Genomic DNA, 21,228 nt, shown 5'->3' on the forward strand with positions numbered 1-21,228 from the left:
GAATGAAAGTTATCAGAATAACGGTTTGTGCAGCAGGTGGTATGAACACCAATTACGGGAGGTCAATTTGATCCCGGACGTATCGAAAGCGCTGTCTTGGTTGGAAGCGCACCCTCATGTCTTAAACGGTATTAAACGCGGTATTGAACGGGAAACGCTGCGCGTTACCCCTCAGGGACATCTGGCAACGACGCCGCATCCCGCATCCTTAGGCTCAGCGCTGACCCACCGCTGGATAACCACCGATTTTGCCGAGGCGCTGTTGGAGTTCATTACTCCCGTTGATGACAGCGTTGACCACACGCTGGCCTTCCTGCGCGATATCTATCGCCACGTGAGCCGCGAACTGGGCAGCGAACTGATGTGGCCTTTGAGCATGCCTTGCTTCATTAACTCTGAGGACAACATCGAACTGGCGCAGTACGGTTCCTCCAACGTAGGGCGCTTTAAGACGCTCTATCGCGAAGGGCTGAAAAACCGCTATGGCGCGCTGATGCAGACCATTTCCGGCGTTCACTACAACTTTTCTTTACCCCTTGAGTTCTGGCAGGCGCGTGAAGGCATCGCCGACGAGCAAAGCGGTAAGGACAAGATCTCCGAAGGCTATTTCCGCCTGATCCGCAATTACTACCGCTTCGGCTGGACGATCCCGTTCCTGTTCGGCGCGTCGCCGGCGCTTTGCTCCTCCTTTATTAACGGGCGCGAAACGCAGCTGCCTTTTGAGAAGCTGGAGAGCGGAGCCTGCTATTTGCCCTACGCCACGTCTTTACGTATGAGCGACTTGGGCTATACCAATACGACGCAGAGTAACCTCGGGATTACTTTCAACGATCTGGAAACTTACGTTCAGGGTCTGAAGAGGGCGATTTCTACGCCTGCGCCTCAGTTTGAAGCGCTGAACGACAAGAAAGACGGTCGCTATCAGCAGATTAACAGCAATATTCTGCAGATTGAAAACGAGTTTTATGCGCCGATTCGGCCCAAGCGCGTCACCAAAAAAGGCGAATCGCCCTCTGACGCCCTGCTGCGCGGCGGCGTAGAATATATCGAAGTCAGAGCGCTGGACATCAACCCGTTCTCGCCCGTCGGCATCGACGCGGACCAGGCCCGCTTTCTGGATCTGTTCCTTATCTGGTGTACGCTGGCCGACGCGCCGATGATGAGCAGCGAAGAGCTGCAGTGCACCCGCTATAATTGGAACAGGGTTATTCTTGAAGGGCGCAAACCGGGCCAGACGATCGGCATCGGCTGCGACAGCGCGCGTCAGCCGCTGGACGTCGTCGGTAAGGCCCTGTTCGCCGATCTGATGCGGGTTGCGGAAGTGTTGGACAGCGGCAACAGCAACACGCTGTATCAAAACGTGTGTAAAAAGCTGGTGTCCGCGTTTGACGATCCCGAGTTAACTTTCTCCGGCAGAATGTTACAGGCGGTGAAGGACGTTGGTATCGGTCGATTTGGGCTGGCGCTGGCCGAACAGTATCGCCAAAGCTTGCAGTCCGAGCCTTTGAACGTGTTGACTGAGGACGTTCTTGAGTCTGAACGCATCGGCTCTCTGCGCCGTCAGGAAGAGATGGAACAGCAGGATACGGTGAGCTTTGATGACTATCTTGCCGAGCAAAACCGGCGCTAGGCCGTGGCCCCTGAGAATCGGAGCAGGCTGGAGGATTGAGAAATACCGACTTTTTACCGACAGCGTTTTTCAGGAGGGAGAGCAGGTTGTAAAACTGCTCTTTGCTTCTAAAGCGGCGGATGGAACGTGGGTATCGACCGAGTCGATAACGGTCTATTTTCAGCGTAATTTTCCTCAGGAAGAGGGGTATTTTCTGATTTGCTACGTGACGCCTTCGTTTTCTAAAAGCTACGTTTGTCGAGATATGGCGTCAGTTGAGGAAAATATTATGTCGCTGGCGTCTTACGATCAGCCGGATTTACAGCCGTTTTCATTTCCGGCGGGTTGGTACATTCGCGGCAATCGGTTTACGACGCTGAACCCTGAGGCGCTTGGCCCGAGTGACTGGGAAAAGCCGCTATTTCTTTTTGAGGATATTGCCCAGTTTGAGTTTTTGACGAACGAAGATAGATGGACGATTGACGTTGGTTACTATCCGGAGGATAGCCCGGAAGGCGCTTTTGGCTGCTATTTGATAAAGAACGTTGACTGGCAAGAGCCGGAGGATGAGTTTCGCAGCCGGTCTCAGCCAGAAGCGGCGAAAAAGATTCAGCTGTGGATCGACAGGATTAGCGGCGAGAAGTAGATAAAAGGAAGGCCACAATCTAGTGGCCTTATAAAACATCTCTAATTGAGGGATGATAACGAGTGTTCTTGTAACTATATGACTCGCGCTTTCCCGAAAGGTTCTTGGCTTGGTGAAAAAATATCGTTTTTTTTTAGAAGGTGACGAAAATGCCGTTGTTAGATAGCTTCACAGTAGATCATACCCGCATGTCCGCTCCTGCTGTTCGGGTGGCTAAAACCATGAAAACGCCTCACGGCGATACCATTACGGTATTTGATTTGCGTTTCTGTCATCCCAACAAAGAAATTCTGCCCGAGCGCGGCATCCACACGCTGGAGCACCTGTTTGCCGGATTTATGCGCGATCGCCTAAACGGCGACGGCGTGGAGATTATCGATATTTCCCCTATGGGGTGCCGCACCGGTTTTTATATGAGCCTTATCGGCACGCCGGACGAACAGCGGGTAGCAAAAGCCTGGGAGGCGGCGATGGCCGACGTGCTGGGCGTACAGGACCAGGCAAAAATCCCGGAACTGAACGAATATCAGTGCGGCACCTACGCGATGCATTCACTAGATGAAGCTCACGATATCGCCAAGCGCGTCGTTGACGCCGGGGTTGGCGTAAATAAAAACGACGATCTGGCGCTACCGCCGGAAAAATTGGCCAGCCTGTAGGTTGGTTATGTAGAAAAAATCCCGCGTTATGCGGGATTTTTTTAAGCGAAGTCGAGCGCTACCGCTTCTCTTTAGGCGCAGTACCGCTTTTGGGGCGAATAAGCACCCGCTTAATCATGTTATTACTGACCTCTGCGATGTCCACGCTGTAGTTTTTAAACTCAATGTGTGTCCCCGGCTTAGGAATGTCTTCCAGATATTCCAACAGCAGGCCGTTGACAGTTTTCGCCGTGGAGGTGGGCAAGCGCCAGCCTAAGGCCTTGTTCAAGTCCCTGATGCTGGTGCTGCCGTTAACATAAACGGAACCGTCGGGCTGGCGTACCACTTCATCTTCGAGCGTTGGCGACATGGAGGTGGTGAAATCGCCGACAATTTCCTCAAGAATATCCTCAACGCTAACTAACCCCTGAATATCCCCGTATTCATCCACGATAACGCCAACTTTCTCCCGGTTGCGCTGAAACTTGACCAGCTGCACGTTGAGCGGCGTTCCTTCCGGAATAAAGTAAATTTTATCGGCGGCGCGCAGCAGCGTCTCTTTGTTGAATTCGCTCTTTTCCATCATCAGGCGATAGGCTTCCCGCACGCGGAGCATGCCGATAGCGTCGTCCAGCGTGTCGCGATAGAGCACGATGCGCCCGTGAGGGGAGTGGGTGAGCTGCTTGAGGATGTCTTTCCAATCATCGTTAATATTAATGCCGACGATTTCCTGACGAGGAACCATAATGTCGTCGACGTTGACCGCTTCCAGATCCAGCACCGACAGCAGCATGCTCTGATAGCGATGGGATATGAGAGGATTCGAAGCGTTGACGATGGTGCGCAGCTCGTCTTTACTCACCGCGTCGGAGCTTTTGACGTCCGAGCGCAGGCCGAACAGCCGCATGATAAAACGCGTGATGCCGTTGAGCAGCCAAACCAGCGGCGCCATGCAGGTTTGCAGCGGCTTAAGCAGCAGGCTGCTGGGGAAGGCGACGCGCTCAGGATATAAAGCGGCGACGGTTTTGGGCAATACTTCGGCGAATACCAAAATGACAAACGTTAACAGCCCGGTGGCGATAGCGACGCCGACGTCGCCATAAAGTCGGATGCCGACGACCGTCGCCAGCGCCGAGGCGAGTATGTTGACCAGGTTATTGCCGATAAGCACCAGGCTGATTAAACGGTCGGGGCGCTGCAGAAGCTTTTCCACCCGCCGGGCGCGTTCGTTCCCTTTGCTGGCAAGATGGCGCAGCCGATAACGATTGAGCGTCATCATGCCGGTTTCCGACGCGGAGAAATAGGCTGAAATCAGCACCAAAACAATCAAAATGATAATAAGCGTACCGGTCGATACGGTGTCCACCGAACTGTGTCCTCAATGGTTGTATACTCGTTTAAGGTATAAGCGATAGGGCTATTAAAAGTATAAAGCGCCTTTGGCTTAGAGCCTATCCCATTAGGGCTATTTTGCTTGCCATTTTGAACCTGGGCAGTGCTCAGCATCCTCACGTACCAGGTGTACGCTCCGGTTCTTTCGCGCTGTCCGTGTTCAAACCGTCTGCGCCAATAACGTCTACTGGGATAGGCTCTTAGTGACCTAACATCACTTGAATAAAGCGGCTGCCGAAATAGCCCAGCGTCAGCAGCAGCGCGCCGGCCATGCTGAACCAGACCACCTTGCGCCCGCGCCAGCCTTTACGAAAATGTCCCCAAAGCAGCACGAGATAGACGACCCAGGCCGCCGTTGAGAGCACGGTTTTATGCACGTTATCCCTGCCGAGCAGGTTTTCTAAAAAGACAACGCCAGTAAGCAGAGTCAGGGTCAGCAGGATGACGCCGACCTGCGTGATGTGAAACATCTTGCGCTCAATGGAGAGCAGCGGAGGCATGCCGGGAGTAAACGTCAGCTTTTTGTGCTTGAGCTGGTAGTCAATCCAGGCCAGCTGGGTGGCGTAAAGCGCCGCGATGATGAGCGTTGCGTATGAGAACAGCGCCAGAACGATGTGGATTAACAGCGTCGGGCTGCCCTCCAGATGCAAAATGAATTCCCAAGGCGTAAAGCTGGCCAACGCAAGGTTGATGATGGAAAAACAGTACACGATGGGAAGCAGCACCCAGCCGCGATCTTTAGAAGCAACGAAGGTCATGATGGCGCTGATAAGCAGGCTGGCGCCGGAGGCCATGTTCAGCAGGCTGACGTTTTGGCCGTAGTCAACGTCAAAGATGCGCTGCTGAAGCGCTATGCCGTGAAAGATAAGCGCAAATACCGCCGATGCCAGCGCCCAGCGGCGGTGGAGCCCTTTATTTTTCAGCAAGCCGGGGACGATCAACCCAAGGCTGGCCAGATAGGCAATCAGTGATAATATGGCGAAAACAGGCATAGTCGTTAAAGTTTGGTTTTATGTGACTGAGAAATGTGAAAACAGTATAGCGTTAGTGGCGTTACCCTCCAACCAATAACTGTTCTTCGGCTTCTTCATGGTATACTGGCCGAAATTTTCCCCGCGATCGCGGATTATCATTACGTTGGGCAGAAACGATGTTTGAAAATTTAACTGACAGATTATCGCGCACGCTTCGCAATATCAGCGGACGCGGGCGGCTGACTGAAGACAATATTAAAGACACGCTGCGCGAAGTGCGCATGGCGCTGCTGGAGGCCGACGTTGCCCTGCCGGTCGTGCGCGACTTTATTAATAGGGTTAAAGAGAGCGCGGTAGGCCAGGAAGTTAATAAGAGCCTGACGCCAGGGCAGGAGTTCGTCAAGATCGTTCGCAATGAGCTGGTCTCAGCCATGGGTGAAGAAAACAACGCCCTGAACCTTGCCGCTCAGCCTCCCGCCGTTATCCTGATGGCCGGCCTGCAGGGCGCCGGTAAGACTACCAGCGTAGCCAAGCTGGCGAAGTTTTTAAAAGAAAAGCAAAAAAAGAAGGTGCTGGTGGTGTCCGCCGACGTATATCGTCCTGCGGCTATCCGTCAGTTGGAAACGTTGGCTCAGGCGATCGACACCGACTTTTTTCCCTCAGACGCCAAGGAAAAGCCGGTCGATATCGTTAACCGCGCGTTGTCCCACGCCAAGCTTAAGTTTTATGACGTTCTGATCGTCGATACCGCCGGTCGACTGCACGTTGATGAAGCCATGATGGACGAAATCAAGCAGGTGCACGCGTCGCTCAATCCGATCGAAACGCTGTTCGTGGTCGATGCAATGACCGGTCAGGACGCGGCCAACACGGCGAAGGCCTTCAACGAAGCGCTGCCTTTGACCGGCGTGGTGCTGACCAAAGTTGACGGTGATGCCCGCGGCGGCGCGGCGCTCTCTATTCGCCACATTACCGGCAAGCCCATCAAGTTCTTGGGCGTAGGCGAGAAAACCGAAGCGCTGGAGCCGTTCCACCCCGACCGCGTTGCGTCCCGCATCCTCGGCATGGGCGACATGCTTTCTCTTATTGAGGAGCTGGAAAGTAAAGTCGACCGCGTGAAGGCGGAGAAGCTGGCGAGTAAGCTTAAGAAAGGCGACGGCTTTGACCTGACGGACTTTCTGGAGCAGCTTAAGCAGATGCGCAACATGGGCGGCATGGCCAGCATGATGAGCAAGCTGCCGGGCATGGGGCAAATCCCGGATAACGTGAAGTCGCAGATGGACGACAAGGTGCTGGTTCGCATGGAGGCCATCATTAATTCGATGACCTTTAAAGAGCGTGAAGCGCCGGAGATCATCAAAGGCTCCCGCAAGCGTCGCATCGCCGCCGGTTCCGGCGTACAGGTGCAGGACGTTAACCGTCTGCTTAAACAGTTCGACGACATGCAGCGCATGATGAAAAAGATGAAAAAGGGCGGGATGGCCAAAATGATGCGCGGCATGAAGGGCATGCTGCCGCCGGGCATGATGCGTTAAGCGGCTCTAAAGCACCGAGAGAGGAATGCTATGACGTGTTTGATGAGGCTATCTCAGGGGATGGCGCAGTTTTCTCCGTCGGAGAAAAAGATTGCGGCCTTTGTCCTTGAATCGCCAAAGCGCCTCGTTACGCTTTCCTCTCAGGAGCTGGCCGCCGCCTTAAGCGTCAGCCAGTCCGGCATCGTTAAATTTGCGCAAAAGCTTGGCTTTAAGGGATATACCGCCTTTAAGCTGGCGATTAGCGAAGAGCTTGGGCGCAACCAGCAGGCGGAGAAATCGACGCTCCACCTGCACAACGAGATTACCGGTGACGACTCGCTGTTAGAGATAGCTAACAAGCTGCTGTTGGAAAAGCAGAGCGCGCTTAGGGAAACCATGAACGTGCTGGATGCGAAAATCTTCAACCAGGTGGTAGAGAAAATTGCAGCGGCACACAAGGTGCACATTTCGGGCATCGGCGGTTCGGCGCTGATTGCCAAAGACCTGGCCTATAAGCTTTTAAAAATTGGCATTCCCGCTTTTTCTGAATTCGATAGCCACGTGCAGCTCACCATCGCTCAAACGCTGGAGCCGGGCGACGTTCAAATAGCGATCTCTTACTCCGGCGTGCGCCGCGAGGTCGTGCTGGCTGCCGAAGTGGCTAAATCCCGCGGGGCTACGGTTGTTGCCGTTACGTCGCTAAAGAATAACGCGCTGGCGCCGCTGGCGGACTACGTGCTCTATTCCGTCGCGGACGAAGTACAGTGGCGCAGTTCTTCCATTTCCTCCCGCACGGCGCAAAACGCCGTTACCGACCTGTTGTTTATGGGGCTGGTCCAGCATGACAGAGAGCGAGCCAACGACCTGATCAGACAAAGCGGCGAGCTGGTGAAAAAAATACTGCTCTGACGCTTTTCCTTACCTTTTTTCCTCTTCCTTCCCTCATTAACTTCTGGCGATGTGAATAGCGTCATAAAAATTGACGCTACCGATTTTCCGTTTGGAATATTTTATTATAATTAGCTATCTTTAATTGAATAAAAAATTCATTCAGGTAAGCGAATCCGCAGGAGACAAGCCGCATGATCGATTTAAGCCAAATGGTGACCGAGAGCCGCAATCCGGCCAGCGAGCGCATTGACGAGCTCTCAACCCTGGAGATGCTGCGCGTCATTAACGATGAAGACAAGAAAGTGGCGTTCGCCGTGGAAAAAGAGCTGCCCCACATTGCCCGTGCGGTGGATGTGATTGCCGGAGCGTTCGGCAGCGGCGGGCGGCTGGTGTATTGCGGCGCGGGGACGTCCGGGCGATTGGGCATTCTGGACGCCAGCGAGTGCCCGCCAACCTACGGTACTCGACCTGAACAGGTGATTGGGCTTATCGCCGGCGGGCATAAGGCCATTCTAAAGGCGGTAGAAAATGCGGAAGATAGCCTGGAAATGGGCGTAGACGATCTGAAGGCCCTTAATTTCAGCGCCCGCGACGTGCTGGTGGGCATTGCCGCCAGCGGCCGTACGCCCTACGTGTTGGCCGCAATGGAGTATGCTAAATCTTTAGGAGCGACGGTCATAAGCCTTTGCTGCAACCCACAAAGCCCGATCGCCAAGGCTGCCGATATCGCCATTACGCCAGTCGTCGGCGGCGAAGTGGTGACCGGTTCCTCGCGCATGAAGGCAGGCACGGCCCAAAAGCTGGTGCTTAACATGCTGACCACCGGCGCAATGATTAAGACCGGCAAGGTGTACGGCAACCTGATGGTGGACGTAGAGGCGACTAACGCCAAGCTGGTTGAGCGGCAAAAAAATATCGTTATGCAAGCGACGGACTGCAGCCGGGAAGACGCCGAGGCGGCGCTGGCCCAGTGTAACGGTCACTGCAAAACGGCGATAGTGATGGTTCTGACCGGCATGTCCGCAGAGAGGGCAAAGACGGCGCTGGAAGAGAATCGCGGATTTATACGTTCAGCGATTAGCGCCGAGCGCAAATAGCCAGGAGACGGCAGCAATGGCGAAAATAACCCAAGAAATGATAGCGAAGATCGCCGAGGCTATCGGCGGGCCGAGTAACGTGGTCAAGAGCGGCAACTGCATGACGCGCCTGAGGCTGACGCTCAAAGAAAATGCCTTGGTGGATACGGCGAAGGTTAAGGCGATCCCCGGCGTGATGGGCGTGATTGAAACCGACGAACAGCTTCAGATAGTACTTGGCCCCGGTAAGGCTCAGGCGGCGGCGGACATGATGGCCGAGTATTTAGCGCAGGCGCCGACTTCAAGCAAAAGCGCGGAGAAGGCATCCGACGCGTCGCTTAAAGAGATAGCGGCGTCTAAAAAGCGTGAAGTGAAGTCCAAACAAAGTAGCGCAATCCACAATTTCCTGAGCAAGTTTGCCACGATTTTTACCCCGCTGATTCCCGGCTTTATCGCCGCCGGCCTGCTGCTTGGCGTTGCGACGCTGATTGAGCAGTCGGTGGTTCAAAGCGGTGGCGTGGTGACCGGCAATCTGCTGTATGCCATTACGTTTATGAAGGTGTTCAGCAAAGGGCTGTTTGCCTTTTTAAGCATCATGATTGGCTACAACGCCCAGCAGGCGTTCGGCGGCACCGGCGTGAACGGCGCGATTATCGCCGCGCTGTTTATCTTAGGCTACGATCCCAAGGCCGCGACGGGCATTTATTCCGGTATGGAAACCTTCTTTGGGCTGACGATTGTCGCCAAGGGCAACATCATCGGCGTGCTGATCGCGACGATTATCGGCGCTTACGTCGAACGGCAGGTGAGAAAAATCATCCCCGGCAATTTGGACATGATCCTAACGTCGGGCATTACGCTGCTGATCATGGGAACGGTGACCTTTGTCGCCATCATGCCGTTTAGCGGCCTGTTGTTTAACGGCATGTCCTGGCTGTTTTTGCATTTGAACAGCAACCCGATCGGCTGCGCAGTGTTGGCCGGGCTGTTTTTAATTGCGGTGATGTTCGGCATCCACCAAGGGTTTATCCCGGTTTATTTTGCACTGATGGATGCGCAGGGGTTCAACTCGCTGTTTCCCATTCTGTCTATGGCCGGCGCGGGGCAGGTTGGCGCTTCGCTTGCGCTCTATTTCAAAGCGCACAAGGACTCGGTGCTGCGTACGCAGATCCGCGGGGCGATTATCCCCGGCATTTTGGGCGTAGGGGAACCGCTGATTTACGGCGTTACGCTGCCGAGAATCAAGCCGTTTATTACCGCCTGTATCGGCGGCGCGATAGGGGGCTTTTTCATCGGAACCGTTGCCTATTTAGGGTTGCCGATGGGGCTTAACAGCGCATTCGGCCCGTCGGGCATTGTTGCTCTGCCACTGATGACGTCAAACCACGGTATCTTTGCCGGTATGGCGGTGTACGGCTGCGGGCTGCTGGTGTCCTATTTTGCCGGTTTTATCATTACGTGGTTCTTCGGTACTAAGGACGTTGATTTAGCGTAATGACGGCATTTCGTGAAAGACAAACGCGCCCCAAAAGGGGCGCGTTTTTGTCTTAAAGCCGAACGATCAGTTCAGCCAGCAGCGCTGAACGCTTAACCAGATCGTCGATGATAATGTGTTCGTATTCCGCGTGCGGGCCAGCGCCCGTGGCACCCAGACCGTCAAGGGTAGGGATGCCCAGTGCGGCGGTAAAGTTGCCGTCGCTGCCGCCGCCGACGGAGGCTTCGCCGATTTCAAAGCCGAGGGCGCCCGCCGCCTCTTTTGCTTTTTCCATCAGTTTTCCGGTAGCTTCGCTGCGTTCCATCGGCGGGCGGATCATGCCTCCGCTGACAGTAATCTGGATGCCGTCCATGACGGGCGTTGAGCCGTAAATCGCCTTATGAATTCTGTCCGCTTCGTCCAGCCGGGTGACGCGCACGTCGATGCTTAAGTTCGCCTCTTCGGCGACGACGTTGATCTTGCTGCCGCCGCAGGCGACGCCGACGTTAACCGTGGTGCCGTTTTCAGGCGCATTCAGCGAGTGGAGATACTGGATTTGATGCGACATTTCCTGAATGGCGCTGATGCCGTCTTCCGGGTTGTTGCCCGCGTGGGCGGCGCGGCCCTTGATGTGCAAGTAAAAACGACCGGTGCCTTTACGGCCGGTTTTCAGTGCGCCAGTATTGGCCGTCGCTGGCTCGGGAACCAGTACGGTCTGATAGTTGGGAGCAATCTGTTCAATCAGCGGGCGAGAGCTTGGGCTGCCCAGCTCCTCGTCTGCGTTGCAGAAGAAGCGAATTTGCCTTCCGGTCAGCAGGTTAAGCTCTTTTAATGCGCGAACCGCCCAAATGGCCTGAACCAGCCCGCCCTTCATGTCCAGAACGCCGGGGCCGTAAAGTTTACCGTCTTCTTTCCTGAGCGTCAGGCGGCCGATGTCCCATACCGTGTCAAAATGGCCGATGATAAGCGTCTTTTTCGCGCCGCTGCCGATTTCAAACGTCAGGTGATTGCCGTATTCCGTTTGCGGGAAGACTTCCGCTTTTACGCCGAGATAGTCAGCGAACAGCGCCTGAACGTGCTCACCGCAGGCGTCCACGGCCCGCTTGTCGTGAGAAGGCGACTCAGCGCCGGCCAAACGTTCCAGATCGGCCAAGATGTCGTGTTGGTGCTGAGTCAGGTAAGTAAGAATGGTGGACATGGTTTTTACCTTCATTTTTTAGGATGAGGTTCCAAGCATATCCCTCTGAGGAGTGAAAAAAAAGCCGAAAACAACCCTTATGCACTGCAAACGATGTCGGTTTTGCATGGCGCCTGCGTTCTTTGCATTGTGACTTTGACAAACGATTGTTAGTTTGTTCTGAATAAATAATAAACAAAATGAGAACAGCCATGTACCAATACGATACGGTAGTAAAAGGCGTCTGGGTGAAAGATCCAATCAACGGCGTGGACTGTCAGGCGGATATCGCGATTATCGATGGAAAAGTCGCCGCCGTCGAGCCAGATATCGCCATGAGTCAGGCCAGAACGCTGATTGACCTGAGCGGCTATACCGCCATTCCCGGCATTATCGACCCGCACACGCACGTCAGCGCCTTTTGGGGGAGCGACAACGGCCAGACGATGCTGGCGAAAGCGGGCGTTTGCACCACGCTCGACATGGCGGGGCCGATGGAGGACATCCTACAGTCGATCCCGCAGCACGGCGCAGGGTTAAACGTTGCGATCCTACAGTACGCCAGCCCGCCCTATACGTTTAACAGCGCTTCGCCCTCAGATTCGGAGGTTCAGACGCTGGTTGAAAAAAGCCTGCACGACGGCGCCTATGGCGTAAAGCTTTTGGGCGGCCACTACCCGTTAACGCCGGACGCTTCCGCGAAGCTGATTGCTGAAATCGCTCGTCAGGGAGGATACGTCGCCTGGCATGCCGGAACGACGGAGCACGGCTCCAACATTGAAGGCATGCGAGAAGCGATTGCCATGGCGGACGGGCATTTTCTCCATCTTGCCCATATCAACAGCTACTGCCGCGGCGCGATTAATCCTGAACTGGAAGAGGCGCAGGAGGCTATTTCGCTTCTGGTGAATAATCCCAATATTTATAGCGAGTCCTATATTTCGCCGCTTAACGGCACGAGCCTTGCCTGTAAAGATGGCGCGCCTATCAGCAAAGTGACCTGCAACAGCTTGAAGAAGCTGGGCTTTGAAGCCTCCGAGGAGGGAATGGAGCGGGCCTTCAGGGCCGGTAAGGTCGGCTGCGTTGTTAACGGCGGCAGCGAAAGCGTGCGGGTGACCGGCGAAGAAGGCATTCGCCTGTGGCGTGAACACGGGACCGAGCTGGGCGGCATGTTCCCTGTGAATCCGCCGATGCCCAGAATTATGCTGTCCGAAGCCAAGCGGCCTTCCGGCGATTTTGTGGTTGACTGTTTGTCGACGGACGGCGGCTGTCTGCCTCGCAACGTGCTGGTGGAAAAAGGGCTAGGGCTGGTGTTTCTTGACGTTCTCAGCCTGGATGAGTTTATCATCAAAACCTCCTGGAACCCTTCCCGTATGCTGCGCTTGCCGCAGAAGGGGACTCTGGGCATCGGCATGGATGCCGACATCACCGTACTGGACGTAGAGAGCCGGCAGCCTGTCGCCACTATCGTTGGCGGCGAGGTCGTGATGTTTAAAGGGCTGGTTTGCGGGCGCGGTACGACGATTATCTGTACCGAGAAGGGGGAAGCCAGCCTGCGGGCCAGAGGCATTAAAACCTGCGTGGCTGACCCGTCGCAAAAGCCGCTGGCGATGAGCGCCACTCGCTGACCTTTAGAACCAGCGATGCTATGATTAAGAGCCTGGAGGACGGAGTTCTGAGGTTTACATTCATTATTTGAGGCGTTATTTGTGATTAAAGCGCGGATCGCGGGCGCTTTAAGTTGCTTTTTGCGCCAAAATGAGTAAAATTTTCGGGCTTTTTATATGACACCAGACCCCGTTCCTCGATGGGGTCTGTGTGTTTTATTAACTCAAAAGAGGATGTTATGGTAACAATTCGTTTAGCTCGTGGCGGCGCTAAAAAGCGTCCGTTTTATCAAGTTGTCGTGACCGACAGCCGCAATGCGCGCGACGGTCGCTTCATCGAACGCGTAGGCTTCTTCAACCCGGTAGCTACCGGTCAAGCAGAACGTCTGCGTTTAGACTTAGACCGCGTCAATCACTGGACCGGCCTGGGTGCAACGGTTTCTGACCGCGTTGCACAACTGATTAAAGAAGCTGGTAAAGCAGCTTAACTTGTTCGGGTGTCAATCATTATGAGCACGCTGTTAAATCCTGTAGTCCTTGGCAAACTGGGGTCTACGTACGGAATTCGTGGTTGGCTCAGAGTGTTTTCATCCACCGAGCAGACCGAAAGCATTTTCGACTACCGTCCGTGGTATATCAAACGGGCCGGTGAGTGGCGCGTCGTCGAGCTGGAAAGCTGGAAACGCCACAATCAGGATCTGATCGTCAAGCTCAAAGGCGTAGACGACAGAGACGTTGCACAGGCGTTGACCAATTGCGAAATTGCCGTCAACGGCGAGCAGCTGCCTGCGCTTGAAGAGGGCGATTACTACTGGAAAGACCTTATGGGCTGCAAGGTAGTCACCACTTCCGGATATGAACTGGGTAAAGTTACTGACATGATGGAAACCGGTTCTAACGACGTTTTAGTCGTGCGGGCGAATCTGAAGGATGCTTTTGGCGCAAAGGAGCGCTTAATCCCGTTCCTTGATGAACAAGTCATTAAGAAAGTCGATCTCGCTGCTCAATTGATTGAAGTCGATTGGGATCCCGGTTTTTAATTCCGTGCCTCGCGCTCTGCGCAGGGCGGTCGTCATAGATGGAACGTTAAGCATGTGGATTGGTGTTATTAGCCTGTTCCCCGAAATGTTCCGCGCGGTGACCGACTACGGGGTAACCGGCCGAGCAGTAAAGAATGGCCTGCTGAGTGTCAATATCTGGAGTCCTCGCGACTTCGCACACGATAGGCATCGCACCGTTGACGACCGGCCTTACGGCGGTGGTCCCGGCATGTTGATGATGGTTCAGCCCTTACGGGACGCCATACACACGGCAAAAGCGGCAGCGGGCGAAGGGGTGAAGGTGATTTATCTTTCACCGCAGGGGCGCAAACTTGACCAACGTGGAGTTTGCGAGCTGGCGACAAATGAGAAGATGATTCTGATTTGCGGCCGGTATGAGGGAATAGACGAGCGCGTGATTCAAACCGAAGTCGATGAGGAGTGGTCCATTGGTGATTACGTTCTCAGCGGCGGAGAGCTTCCCGCGATGACGTTGATTGATTCAGTTTCTCGGTTTATTCCGGGCGTTCTGGGGCATCAACAGTCGGCCGAAGAGGACTCGTTTGCTGACGGTCTTTTAGACTGCCCGCACTATACTCGACCTGAGGTGTTAGACGGCATGGAAGTTCCGCAAGTGCTGCTTTCGGGCAACCATGAACACATTCGCCGTTGGCGCCTAAAGCAATCGTTGGGCCGAACCTGGCTTAGAAGACCTGAGCTTCTAAAAAGCCTAGCTCTGACTGATGAGCAAGCAGCGCTGTTGACCATGTTCCAAAAGGAATATGAAGCACAGCAAGACTAACGGGTAACGTTGTGTTCCCGACGTTTCAGTTTACCTAGGGTAAGAGAGATATTATGAGCAACATTATTAAGCAACTTGAAGAAGAACAGATGAAGAAGGACGTACCTGCATTCCGTCCGGGTGATTCCGTGGAAGTAAAGGTATGGGTCGTTGAAGGCAGCAAGAAACGTCTGCAGGCATTCGAGGGCGTGGTTATCGCTATCCGTAACCGCGGTCTGCACTCTGCATTCACTGTTCGCAAGATTTCTAACGGCGAAGGCGTAGAACGCGTATTCCAAACCCACTCTCCAGTGGTTGACAGCATTACCGTTAAGCGTCGCGGTGCCGTTCGTCAGGCTAAACTGTACTACCTGCGTGAGCGTGCCGGTAAGTCAGCTCGTATCAAAGAGCGTCTTGCCAAAGCCAGCGCTTAAGCGACATCCAAAAGCGATATACAAAGGGCTTAGCAATGCTAAGCCCTTTTTCATGTGCCCGCGAAGCGGGGTTGTCTTTTTAACTTCGGCTATTTGAAGTAGCTATATAGAAGTGCTTCATCGACGTTCGATCCGCTATTATCAAATCGAATATAGTTAACGCCGTCCCAAAGGCATTTCTTTTCCAGGATGCTTTGAATGAACGCATCCCAGTTTTCCAGCTTCCAGGCGTCGCGGGCATTGTTGCGTGTGATAATCCGATTTTTTAGCACTTCGGGCTTCACAGTGACTTCAAGAACGTTGGCATCAACATCCTGACTCCAGCCGTATTCAGCAATGCTGTTTTTAACAAAATTGGGGTCGGAGAAATAGCCTAAAAAGGGCGCATCAAGGACCACAGAATTGCCTAATTTGAGATTTTCTCCCGCGAGATGCAGTAAGGTTTCATACTCTAGCGGCATAACTTCGTTCTTGTAAAAATCACATCCATCTCTGTCAGTAGGCGCATGTCCTTGCATGACAAGCAGCTTACCGGTAAAGCGATTCGACACGACGTCTTTATCCAGATAGCTGTAGTTTAGCTTTGACGCTAGCAGTTTGCCGATTGTCGACTTACCAGAGCCGGCCGCTCCAATTAAAAAAATAACTTTAGCCACGATGTTCCTCGATGTAAATTCGCATATGCGAACATAATTCGTATATGCGAACCCTTAATGTGAACTGCTATGTACTTTGTACAAATAGTCTATACGGTGTAATTCGTATAATAGTGGCTGTGGTATGCTAAATGAAGTTTTTGGCTCAAATATTTGAACACCTATCACAATTCGCATATGTGAACTAAATATGAAGACTAAGCCTGAAAAAATTAATAAATCCGCTGAGCGCGTTATCGATCTTTTACTTTTGCTTAGCGGTAGTGACAAGGCGTTAACGCTTAACAATATTTGCGAAATGATGCAAATACCCAAAAGCAGCGCCTTTGAATTGGTTCAAACTTTAATTTATAAGGGAATTGTAGAAGTTAAAGACCCGATAAATAAGACTTATGGCCTTAGCATCTTGGCTTTTGAAATCGGCAGCGCCGTTGTGAGCAATTTGAGCGTGGTTGATATTGCCAAGCCTTTTATACAAGAGCTGAATAGGAAAACCGGGAGCACCGTTTTTCTGGGGATGGAAGACAAAGGTAAAATCGTCTATTTGGATAAAGCGGAAAGCCACTCGGTCATGAGGCCTACGGCTAAGCTGGGATCTGCGCGCCACCTGCACACTACGGGGCTAGGGAAGGCGCTGCTTGCGGCTTTCCCCGACCGCAAGATTGCTCAACTGCTTGGCAGCGAGCCTTACCCTACAAAAACGCCGTTGTCCAAAACCAACCTAACGGACGTACTGAGCGACGCCAATCTGACTCGTCAAAATGGTTACTCGATTGACGATCGCGAAGATAATTTGGAAATGTACTGCATAGGTACGGCTATTTATAACCATACCAATCTGCCGATTGCTTCATGCAGCGTTGCTAGCCTGTATAGCGGAATGACTGAAGAAAAAGAGCAAATAATCGCAAAGCTTGTGACTCAAACCGCGATGCAGATATCCAGAAAATTGGGCTTTACGGGGCATAAACCGTATTTGTTGTAATTAGTGATAAGAAATGAACACTTCAGGAGACTCTGATGTATACCAAGTTTAACAATATGAAAAAAATTATCGATTCTGGCGCGGTGCTAATTGTCAGATTAGATAATGAAGAAGAAACAATTAAAATTGCCGAAGCGGCAATTGAAGGCGGTATTACAGTATTGGAAATACCGATGAGCGTTCCTAATGCGCTTGACGTTATTAAATACTTATCAAATAAATATAAATCACAGGGTATTCTGATTGGAGCAGGCACCGTTCTCGACGGTGAAACGGCCAATGCGGCAATTCGCGCTGGCGCAGAGCTGCTGGTTAGCCCGCAGTTAAATCCTGAAATGATAAAAATGGCTAATCGCTATCAGGTCGTGACAATGAGCGGCGCTTTTACTCCGGCGGAGATCCAAAATACGCTGGATGCCGGTGCGGATATTGTGAAGCTATTTCCCGCAGAGTTCCTAAGCCCTGCATATGTTAAATCCATTATGGCCCCTCTTTCGCACGCGCCTATTTCGCCCACGGGCGGCGTAACGCCGGAAAACGTATCCGAATGGTTTGCGGCCGGGGCTATTTGCGTTGGTCTGGCAAGCTATATCACTAAGGCGGCTCAAAAAGATAACGATTATAGTAAGGTCACTCAAGCAGCAAAGACCTTCCTGGCAGCAATAGCGAAGGCGAAAAGCGGTCTTTAATATTTCTAACTTTGAATAATTAATAAATATATTTCGATAACATCGAGATATATTCTTACCTGTAATTTAAAGGAATATAACATGACATTAATAAAGCAAAAGCCTCGCTTGAGGTGGGGTTTTGTCATTTTATTAGTTGTTGGCGCTATTGTTAATTATCTGGATAGATCCAACTTAAGTATTGCCAATACAACAATTTCCGAAGAATTTGGTTTATCCCAAACGCAGATGGGCTTTTTATTATCGGCCTTTCTTTGGCCGTATGCTCTTGCCAATTTACCCGCCGGTTGGCTGGTTGATAAATTTGGGCCGAAAAAGATGTTTGCTTGGGCGTCGGGCCTTTGGTCCATCGTCACCATTGCCTGCGGTTTCTTAAATAGCTATTCGATGTTTTATGCGATGCGCGTAGTCTTAGGCGTTGCGGAATCACCGTTCTTTACCTCCGGCTTAAAGGCTACGCAGACTTGGTTTTCAAAAGAAGAGCGCGGCGTTCCCGTTTCTATTATCAATACGGGCTCGCAAATCGCTAATGCGATAGCGCCTCCTTTGTTAACCATTTTGATGTTAACCATGACCTGGCGCGGCATGTTTGTCGTCGTCGGCGTTTTCGGCCTGTTGGTTATGCTCGTGTGGTTAAAAATTTATCGCGAACCGACGCCGGAAGAAGCGCTGCTAATCAAAGGCGAAGAAGAAGCGAAGGCTGAGCAGCTCGCCAAGTCGTCTTCAGTTAAGCAAGCGTCCTGGGGGGATTTGCTTAAGCAAAAAGTCACCTGGTTTATGATTTTGGGTAACTTCGGCATCATGTTCACGATTTGGGTCTATCTGACTTGGCTACCCAGCTATCTTGAGCGTGAACAGGGCTTTACATTAAAGCAAATGGGCTGGATTGCCTCTATTCCCTTCTTCTGTGGAATTATTGGCGTATTGCTTGGCGGCATTATTTCTGACTATGCCATCAGGAAGGGAATAAAGCCGATTAATGCGCGTAAAATTCCCATCGTTGGCGGCGCCGTTATTGCCGCCGCGTCCGTAGCGCCAATCGCCTTTATTGATAATACGGTGCTCAGCATTGTTCTGCTGTCCATCGGATATTTTGCATCTCAATTGCCGTCGGGCGTTATCTGGACCCTGGCTGCTGACGTTGCGCCAAGCAATCAGGTTGGCTCGCTGGGGGCAATTCAAAATTTCGGCGGATTTTTAGGAGCGGCGATGGCTCCTATCGTGACCGGCGTTATTTTGGATAAGACAGGCAGCTTTGGAAACGTTTTCATCCTTGGCGCCTGTTTGCTGCTGGTTGGTGCGATTTCTTATGGCTTCTTCCTGAAAAAGCCGGATGAGAAATAGCGATAGCTAAGAGGCGTGCTATATATGGGTTATGGCGTTAACAGCCATAACCCATTTTTTTCGCTATTGATAATGCGACCGTTACCGAGAGAATTATACCCAGCCCTTGGCGCGGAACTCGTTAAGCACGCTGACGAAGGTGGTCATTTCTTCCGGTGTGCCCAGCGTCAGGCGATTCCAACCGGTTGCCGGCGGGAATTCACGGCCGACGAAAACGTGATATTCCTTCATGCGCTGCTGATAGGTTTTTACGTCGCCGGGAACCCTGTGAAAGATAAAGTTTGCCTGTGAAGGAAGATACTCTAATCCCAGCTTATCCAACGCGTTGGTGACGATTTTGCGCGCGGTGTCAACCGACGTCCGGCTGATGGTCAAGAAGGTTTTATCTTCCAGTGAAGCCAATGCGGCAACGGCGCCGGCCGCGTTGGTGTTGTCGAGAGACATGAAGGCTTCAATTTGTGCAATTACGTCCGGATGGGCAACCGCATAGCCAATACGTAATCCTGCGAGCGCATAGATTTTTGAGAACGTACGGGTGACGATGACCTTTTTGTTCTCTTTTAACACAAGTTCGATGCCGCTGCGAAAGCTTGGGTCCGTGACGAATTCAGCATAGGCTTCGTCGAGGATGAACAGCGTATTTTCCGATGCGCTTGCAATCCAGGGCTCCAGCTGCGCGGCTGGCGTAATGGTCGCCGTCGGGTTATTTGGGTTACACAGATAAACGATAGACACGCCGTCAAACGCCTCTGCCGCTTTCTTCAACCCGTCAACGTCAAATCCCAGCCTGTCGTTGAGCGGTATTTTGACCACGCTGACGCCGAGGGATGAGGCGTAAAGCTCTGCGTAGTTGAAGGTCGGATCGGGTACTATCAGTTGAACTTTTTTACCGGCTTTCTGCGCCTGATAGATCCCCATCTGAACGGCAGCCTGAATTGACTCTGACGATCCGTTTCCTAAGGACAGGTTGGAAACCTGGAGTTTGTGTAACTGAGCGATTTTTTCAATCAGCTTCTCTCTGGCCGCGTCGGGGTAGCGGAAGGCCTGGGGCAGCGCATCAATCACCGCCTGATGCGCCTTAGGCGACATGCCCAGCGAATTCTCGTTAAAGTTTAGCAGCAGCGGCTGTTCTTTCGTTGGTGTGGGCAACACGGGCGTTTGGTTAGCTGCCTGAGTTCCCTGACTCGCCCGCGCCGTGCCGGTTACTAACTGCCCCAGAGTGAGCCCGCCTAGCAGCAGACCGGAAGATTTAAGTAGCGTTCGCCTGTCCATATTATTTGCCCTATAGTGAATTATTATTCAAATAAATCGGTATCTGAGTAAGTTATCCGGTTTTCTGAATGATGTAAATAAGGGAAAACGACGCGCGTAAGGCAGGGGAAGAGTGGAACAGCAGAAATAGAAACGGCCGCGGTTGCTGCGGCCGTTTAGAGTAGAAAACCGGCGATTACGACTTGACTTCGTTGGTTTCTATAATTCTTTTGACTTTGTCAGCCTGAGCGACCAGATTCATCTGACGATAGGCGTTTTCCATCAGCGGTAGCGCGTCGCGAGTGGCTTGTGCATCGGGATAGTCGCGCATCATTTGCTCAACGCGGTTAACGACGGCGACATAGGCGCCGCGCTTAGTGTAATATTGCGCGACGGAAAGCTCGTAGTTGGCCAGACGGTTGTGCAAGTACACCAGACGCTTCTGCGCGTCATTGGCGTAGGCGCTCTGCGGGAAGCGGCGAACGAGCTGGGTGAAGTCGCTGAACGCGGCGCGAGCGTGCTGCGGGTCGCGGTCGGAGCGGTCAATCCCGAAGAAGTCCTGTACCATGTTGCCGTCGAACGCCATATCGGTAAGTCCGCGCATGTACATGACGTAGTCAATGTTCGGGTGCGTCGGGTTTAGGCGCGCAAAGCGATCGATGGTGGCCTGAGCGAGGGGCAGTTCATCGGCCTTGTAATAGGCGTAGATAAGATCAAGCTGCACCTGCTGAGAATAAGGGCCAAACGGATAGCGGCTGTCTAATGCTTCCAATTCGGTAATAGCGCCACGAAAGTTACCGCTTTGCAGCTTTTCCTGGGCGGTTGCATACATTTCCGCTGGCGGAGTATCGGGAACCTTGTCCGATGAGCAGCCAGCCAATGTCAGGCTTACTATGGCCGCAGCCATTAACTTTTTCATAGGCATCATGACGCTTTGATTATCCTCAGAGTGTAGTTTCAGAAGCTATCCTTTCAGCTTCTGAGAAGTAACAGATACAATAGCATATTATTTTAAACGGCATTACCGTTAAAACCCAACTGAAAACTTAA

General features: G+C 52.5%; 21 protein-coding genes. 15 read left to right on the top strand and 6 right to left on the bottom strand.

The window, feature by feature from the left end:
* The first annotated feature begins 67 nt into the window (after nucleotides 1–67).
* From gshA to luxS, 3 genes are all read left to right on the top strand, one after another.
* Nucleotides 68–1,630, top strand: a complete 1,563-nt coding sequence (gene gshA, locus V8L73_RS05505) for a glutamate--cysteine ligase (RefSeq protein WP_347254314.1) — start codon at nucleotides 68–70, stop codon at nucleotides 1,628–1,630.
* Entirely contained in the window at nucleotides 1,599–2,255 is a 657-nt protein-coding gene (locus tag V8L73_RS05510) for a hypothetical protein (RefSeq protein WP_347254315.1), read from the top strand. The genes gshA and V8L73_RS05510 overlap by 32 nt, the downstream gene beginning before the upstream one ends.
* A gap of 149 nt (nucleotides 2,256–2,404) precedes the next feature.
* Nucleotides 2,405–2,914, top strand: a complete 510-nt coding sequence (gene luxS / locus V8L73_RS05515; RefSeq protein WP_347254316.1) for an S-ribosylhomocysteine lyase — start codon at nucleotides 2,405–2,407, stop codon at nucleotides 2,912–2,914.
* Between the two features lie 58 nt (nucleotides 2,915–2,972).
* On the opposite strand, the gene V8L73_RS05520 is transcribed toward luxS, so the two are convergent.
* Complete coding sequence (locus tag V8L73_RS05520; protein WP_347254317.1) at nucleotides 2,973–4,259, bottom strand: CNNM domain-containing protein; 1,287 nt, start codon at nucleotides 4,257–4,259, stop codon at nucleotides 2,973–2,975.
* A gap of 226 nt (nucleotides 4,260–4,485) precedes the next feature.
* Complete coding sequence (locus tag V8L73_RS05525) at nucleotides 4,486–5,277, bottom strand: inner membrane protein YpjD (RefSeq protein WP_347254318.1); 792 nt, start codon at nucleotides 5,275–5,277, stop codon at nucleotides 4,486–4,488.
* Nucleotides 5,278–5,435: 158 nt separating this feature from the next.
* On the opposite strand from V8L73_RS05525, the gene ffh reads away from it, so the two are divergent.
* The 4 genes from ffh (at nucleotide 5,436) to murP (ending at nucleotide 10,235) form a co-directional block, all read left to right on the top strand.
* Complete coding sequence (gene ffh / locus V8L73_RS05530) at nucleotides 5,436–6,794, top strand: signal recognition particle protein (RefSeq protein ID WP_027273923.1); 1,359 nt, start codon at nucleotides 5,436–5,438, stop codon at nucleotides 6,792–6,794.
* A 30-nt stretch (nucleotides 6,795–6,824) separates the two neighbouring features.
* Nucleotides 6,825–7,682 (top strand): SIS domain-containing protein, encoded by an 858-nt coding sequence (locus tag V8L73_RS05535; protein WP_347254319.1) that lies wholly within the window; start codon nucleotides 6,825–6,827, stop codon nucleotides 7,680–7,682.
* A gap of 173 nt (nucleotides 7,683–7,855) precedes the next feature.
* Complete coding sequence (gene murQ, locus V8L73_RS05540) at nucleotides 7,856–8,761, top strand: N-acetylmuramic acid 6-phosphate etherase (RefSeq protein ID WP_347254320.1); 906 nt, start codon at nucleotides 7,856–7,858, stop codon at nucleotides 8,759–8,761.
* A gap of 16 nt (nucleotides 8,762–8,777) precedes the next feature.
* Nucleotides 8,778–10,235, top strand: a complete 1,458-nt coding sequence (gene murP / locus V8L73_RS05545; protein WP_347254321.1) for a PTS N-acetylmuramic acid transporter subunit IIBC — start codon at nucleotides 8,778–8,780, stop codon at nucleotides 10,233–10,235.
* A 52-nt stretch (nucleotides 10,236–10,287) separates the two neighbouring features.
* Here murP and V8L73_RS05550 read toward each other — a convergent pair whose 3' ends face one another.
* Nucleotides 10,288–11,412 carry a M20 family metallopeptidase gene (locus tag V8L73_RS05550; RefSeq protein WP_347254322.1) on the bottom strand — a complete coding sequence of 375 codons (1,125 nt, stop codon included), beginning with the start codon at nucleotides 11,410–11,412 and terminating at the stop codon, nucleotides 10,288–10,290.
* Between the two features lie 191 nt (nucleotides 11,413–11,603).
* On the opposite strand from V8L73_RS05550, the gene V8L73_RS05555 reads away from it, so the two are divergent.
* From V8L73_RS05555 to rplS, 5 genes are all read left to right on the top strand, one after another.
* Complete coding sequence (locus tag V8L73_RS05555) at nucleotides 11,604–13,019, top strand: amidohydrolase family protein (protein ID WP_347254323.1); 1,416 nt, start codon at nucleotides 11,604–11,606, stop codon at nucleotides 13,017–13,019.
* Between the two features lie 218 nt (nucleotides 13,020–13,237).
* Nucleotides 13,238–13,486, top strand: coding sequence for a 30S ribosomal protein S16 (gene rpsP / locus V8L73_RS05560; RefSeq protein WP_027273918.1), 249 nt, complete (start codon nucleotides 13,238–13,240; stop codon nucleotides 13,484–13,486).
* 21 nt (nucleotides 13,487–13,507) lie between these two features.
* Entirely contained in the window at nucleotides 13,508–14,038 is a 531-nt protein-coding gene (gene rimM, locus V8L73_RS05565) for a ribosome maturation factor RimM (RefSeq protein WP_036023561.1), read from the top strand.
* 52 nt (nucleotides 14,039–14,090) lie between these two features.
* On the top strand, nucleotides 14,091–14,840 hold the full coding sequence (gene trmD / locus V8L73_RS05570) for a tRNA (guanosine(37)-N1)-methyltransferase TrmD (RefSeq protein WP_027273916.1): 750 nt from the start codon (nucleotides 14,091–14,093) through the stop codon (nucleotides 14,838–14,840).
* A gap of 53 nt (nucleotides 14,841–14,893) precedes the next feature.
* Nucleotides 14,894–15,253: a 50S ribosomal protein L19 gene (gene rplS, locus V8L73_RS05575; protein ID WP_027273915.1), complete on the top strand. Its 360-nt coding sequence runs from the start codon at nucleotides 14,894–14,896 to the stop codon at nucleotides 15,251–15,253.
* A gap of 89 nt (nucleotides 15,254–15,342) precedes the next feature.
* Here rplS and V8L73_RS05580 read toward each other — a convergent pair whose 3' ends face one another.
* On the bottom strand, nucleotides 15,343–15,909 hold the full coding sequence (locus tag V8L73_RS05580) for an AAA family ATPase (protein WP_347254324.1): 567 nt from the start codon (nucleotides 15,907–15,909) through the stop codon (nucleotides 15,343–15,345).
* Between the two features lie 190 nt (nucleotides 15,910–16,099).
* Here V8L73_RS05580 and V8L73_RS05585 point away from each other — a divergent pair, with 190 nt between their 5' ends.
* From V8L73_RS05585 to V8L73_RS05595, 3 genes are all read left to right on the top strand, one after another.
* Nucleotides 16,100–16,894: an IclR family transcriptional regulator gene (locus tag V8L73_RS05585; protein ID WP_036023559.1), complete on the top strand. Its 795-nt coding sequence runs from the start codon at nucleotides 16,100–16,102 to the stop codon at nucleotides 16,892–16,894.
* A 35-nt stretch (nucleotides 16,895–16,929) separates the two neighbouring features.
* Nucleotides 16,930–17,583 (top strand): bifunctional 4-hydroxy-2-oxoglutarate aldolase/2-dehydro-3-deoxy-phosphogluconate aldolase, encoded by a 654-nt coding sequence (locus V8L73_RS05590; RefSeq protein ID WP_027273912.1) that lies wholly within the window; start codon nucleotides 16,930–16,932, stop codon nucleotides 17,581–17,583.
* Between the two features lie 81 nt (nucleotides 17,584–17,664).
* Nucleotides 17,665–18,927, top strand: coding sequence for an MFS transporter (locus V8L73_RS05595; RefSeq protein WP_051155617.1), 1,263 nt, complete (start codon nucleotides 17,665–17,667; stop codon nucleotides 18,925–18,927).
* A 93-nt stretch (nucleotides 18,928–19,020) separates the two neighbouring features.
* On the opposite strand, the gene V8L73_RS05600 is transcribed toward V8L73_RS05595, so the two are convergent.
* Nucleotides 19,021–20,199 (bottom strand): pyridoxal phosphate-dependent aminotransferase, encoded by a 1,179-nt coding sequence (locus V8L73_RS05600; protein ID WP_261831167.1) that lies wholly within the window; start codon nucleotides 20,197–20,199, stop codon nucleotides 19,021–19,023.
* Nucleotides 20,200–20,374: 175 nt separating this feature from the next.
* Nucleotides 20,375–21,106: an outer membrane protein assembly factor BamD gene (gene bamD, locus V8L73_RS05605; RefSeq protein WP_347254325.1), complete on the bottom strand. Its 732-nt coding sequence runs from the start codon at nucleotides 21,104–21,106 to the stop codon at nucleotides 20,375–20,377.
* Between the last annotated feature and the right edge of the window lie 122 nt (nucleotides 21,107–21,228).

Origin of the sequence: Leminorella grimontii, assembly GCF_039789245.1 — a bacterium.
Classification (GTDB): Bacteria; Pseudomonadota; Gammaproteobacteria; order Enterobacterales; family Enterobacteriaceae; genus Leminorella; species Leminorella grimontii.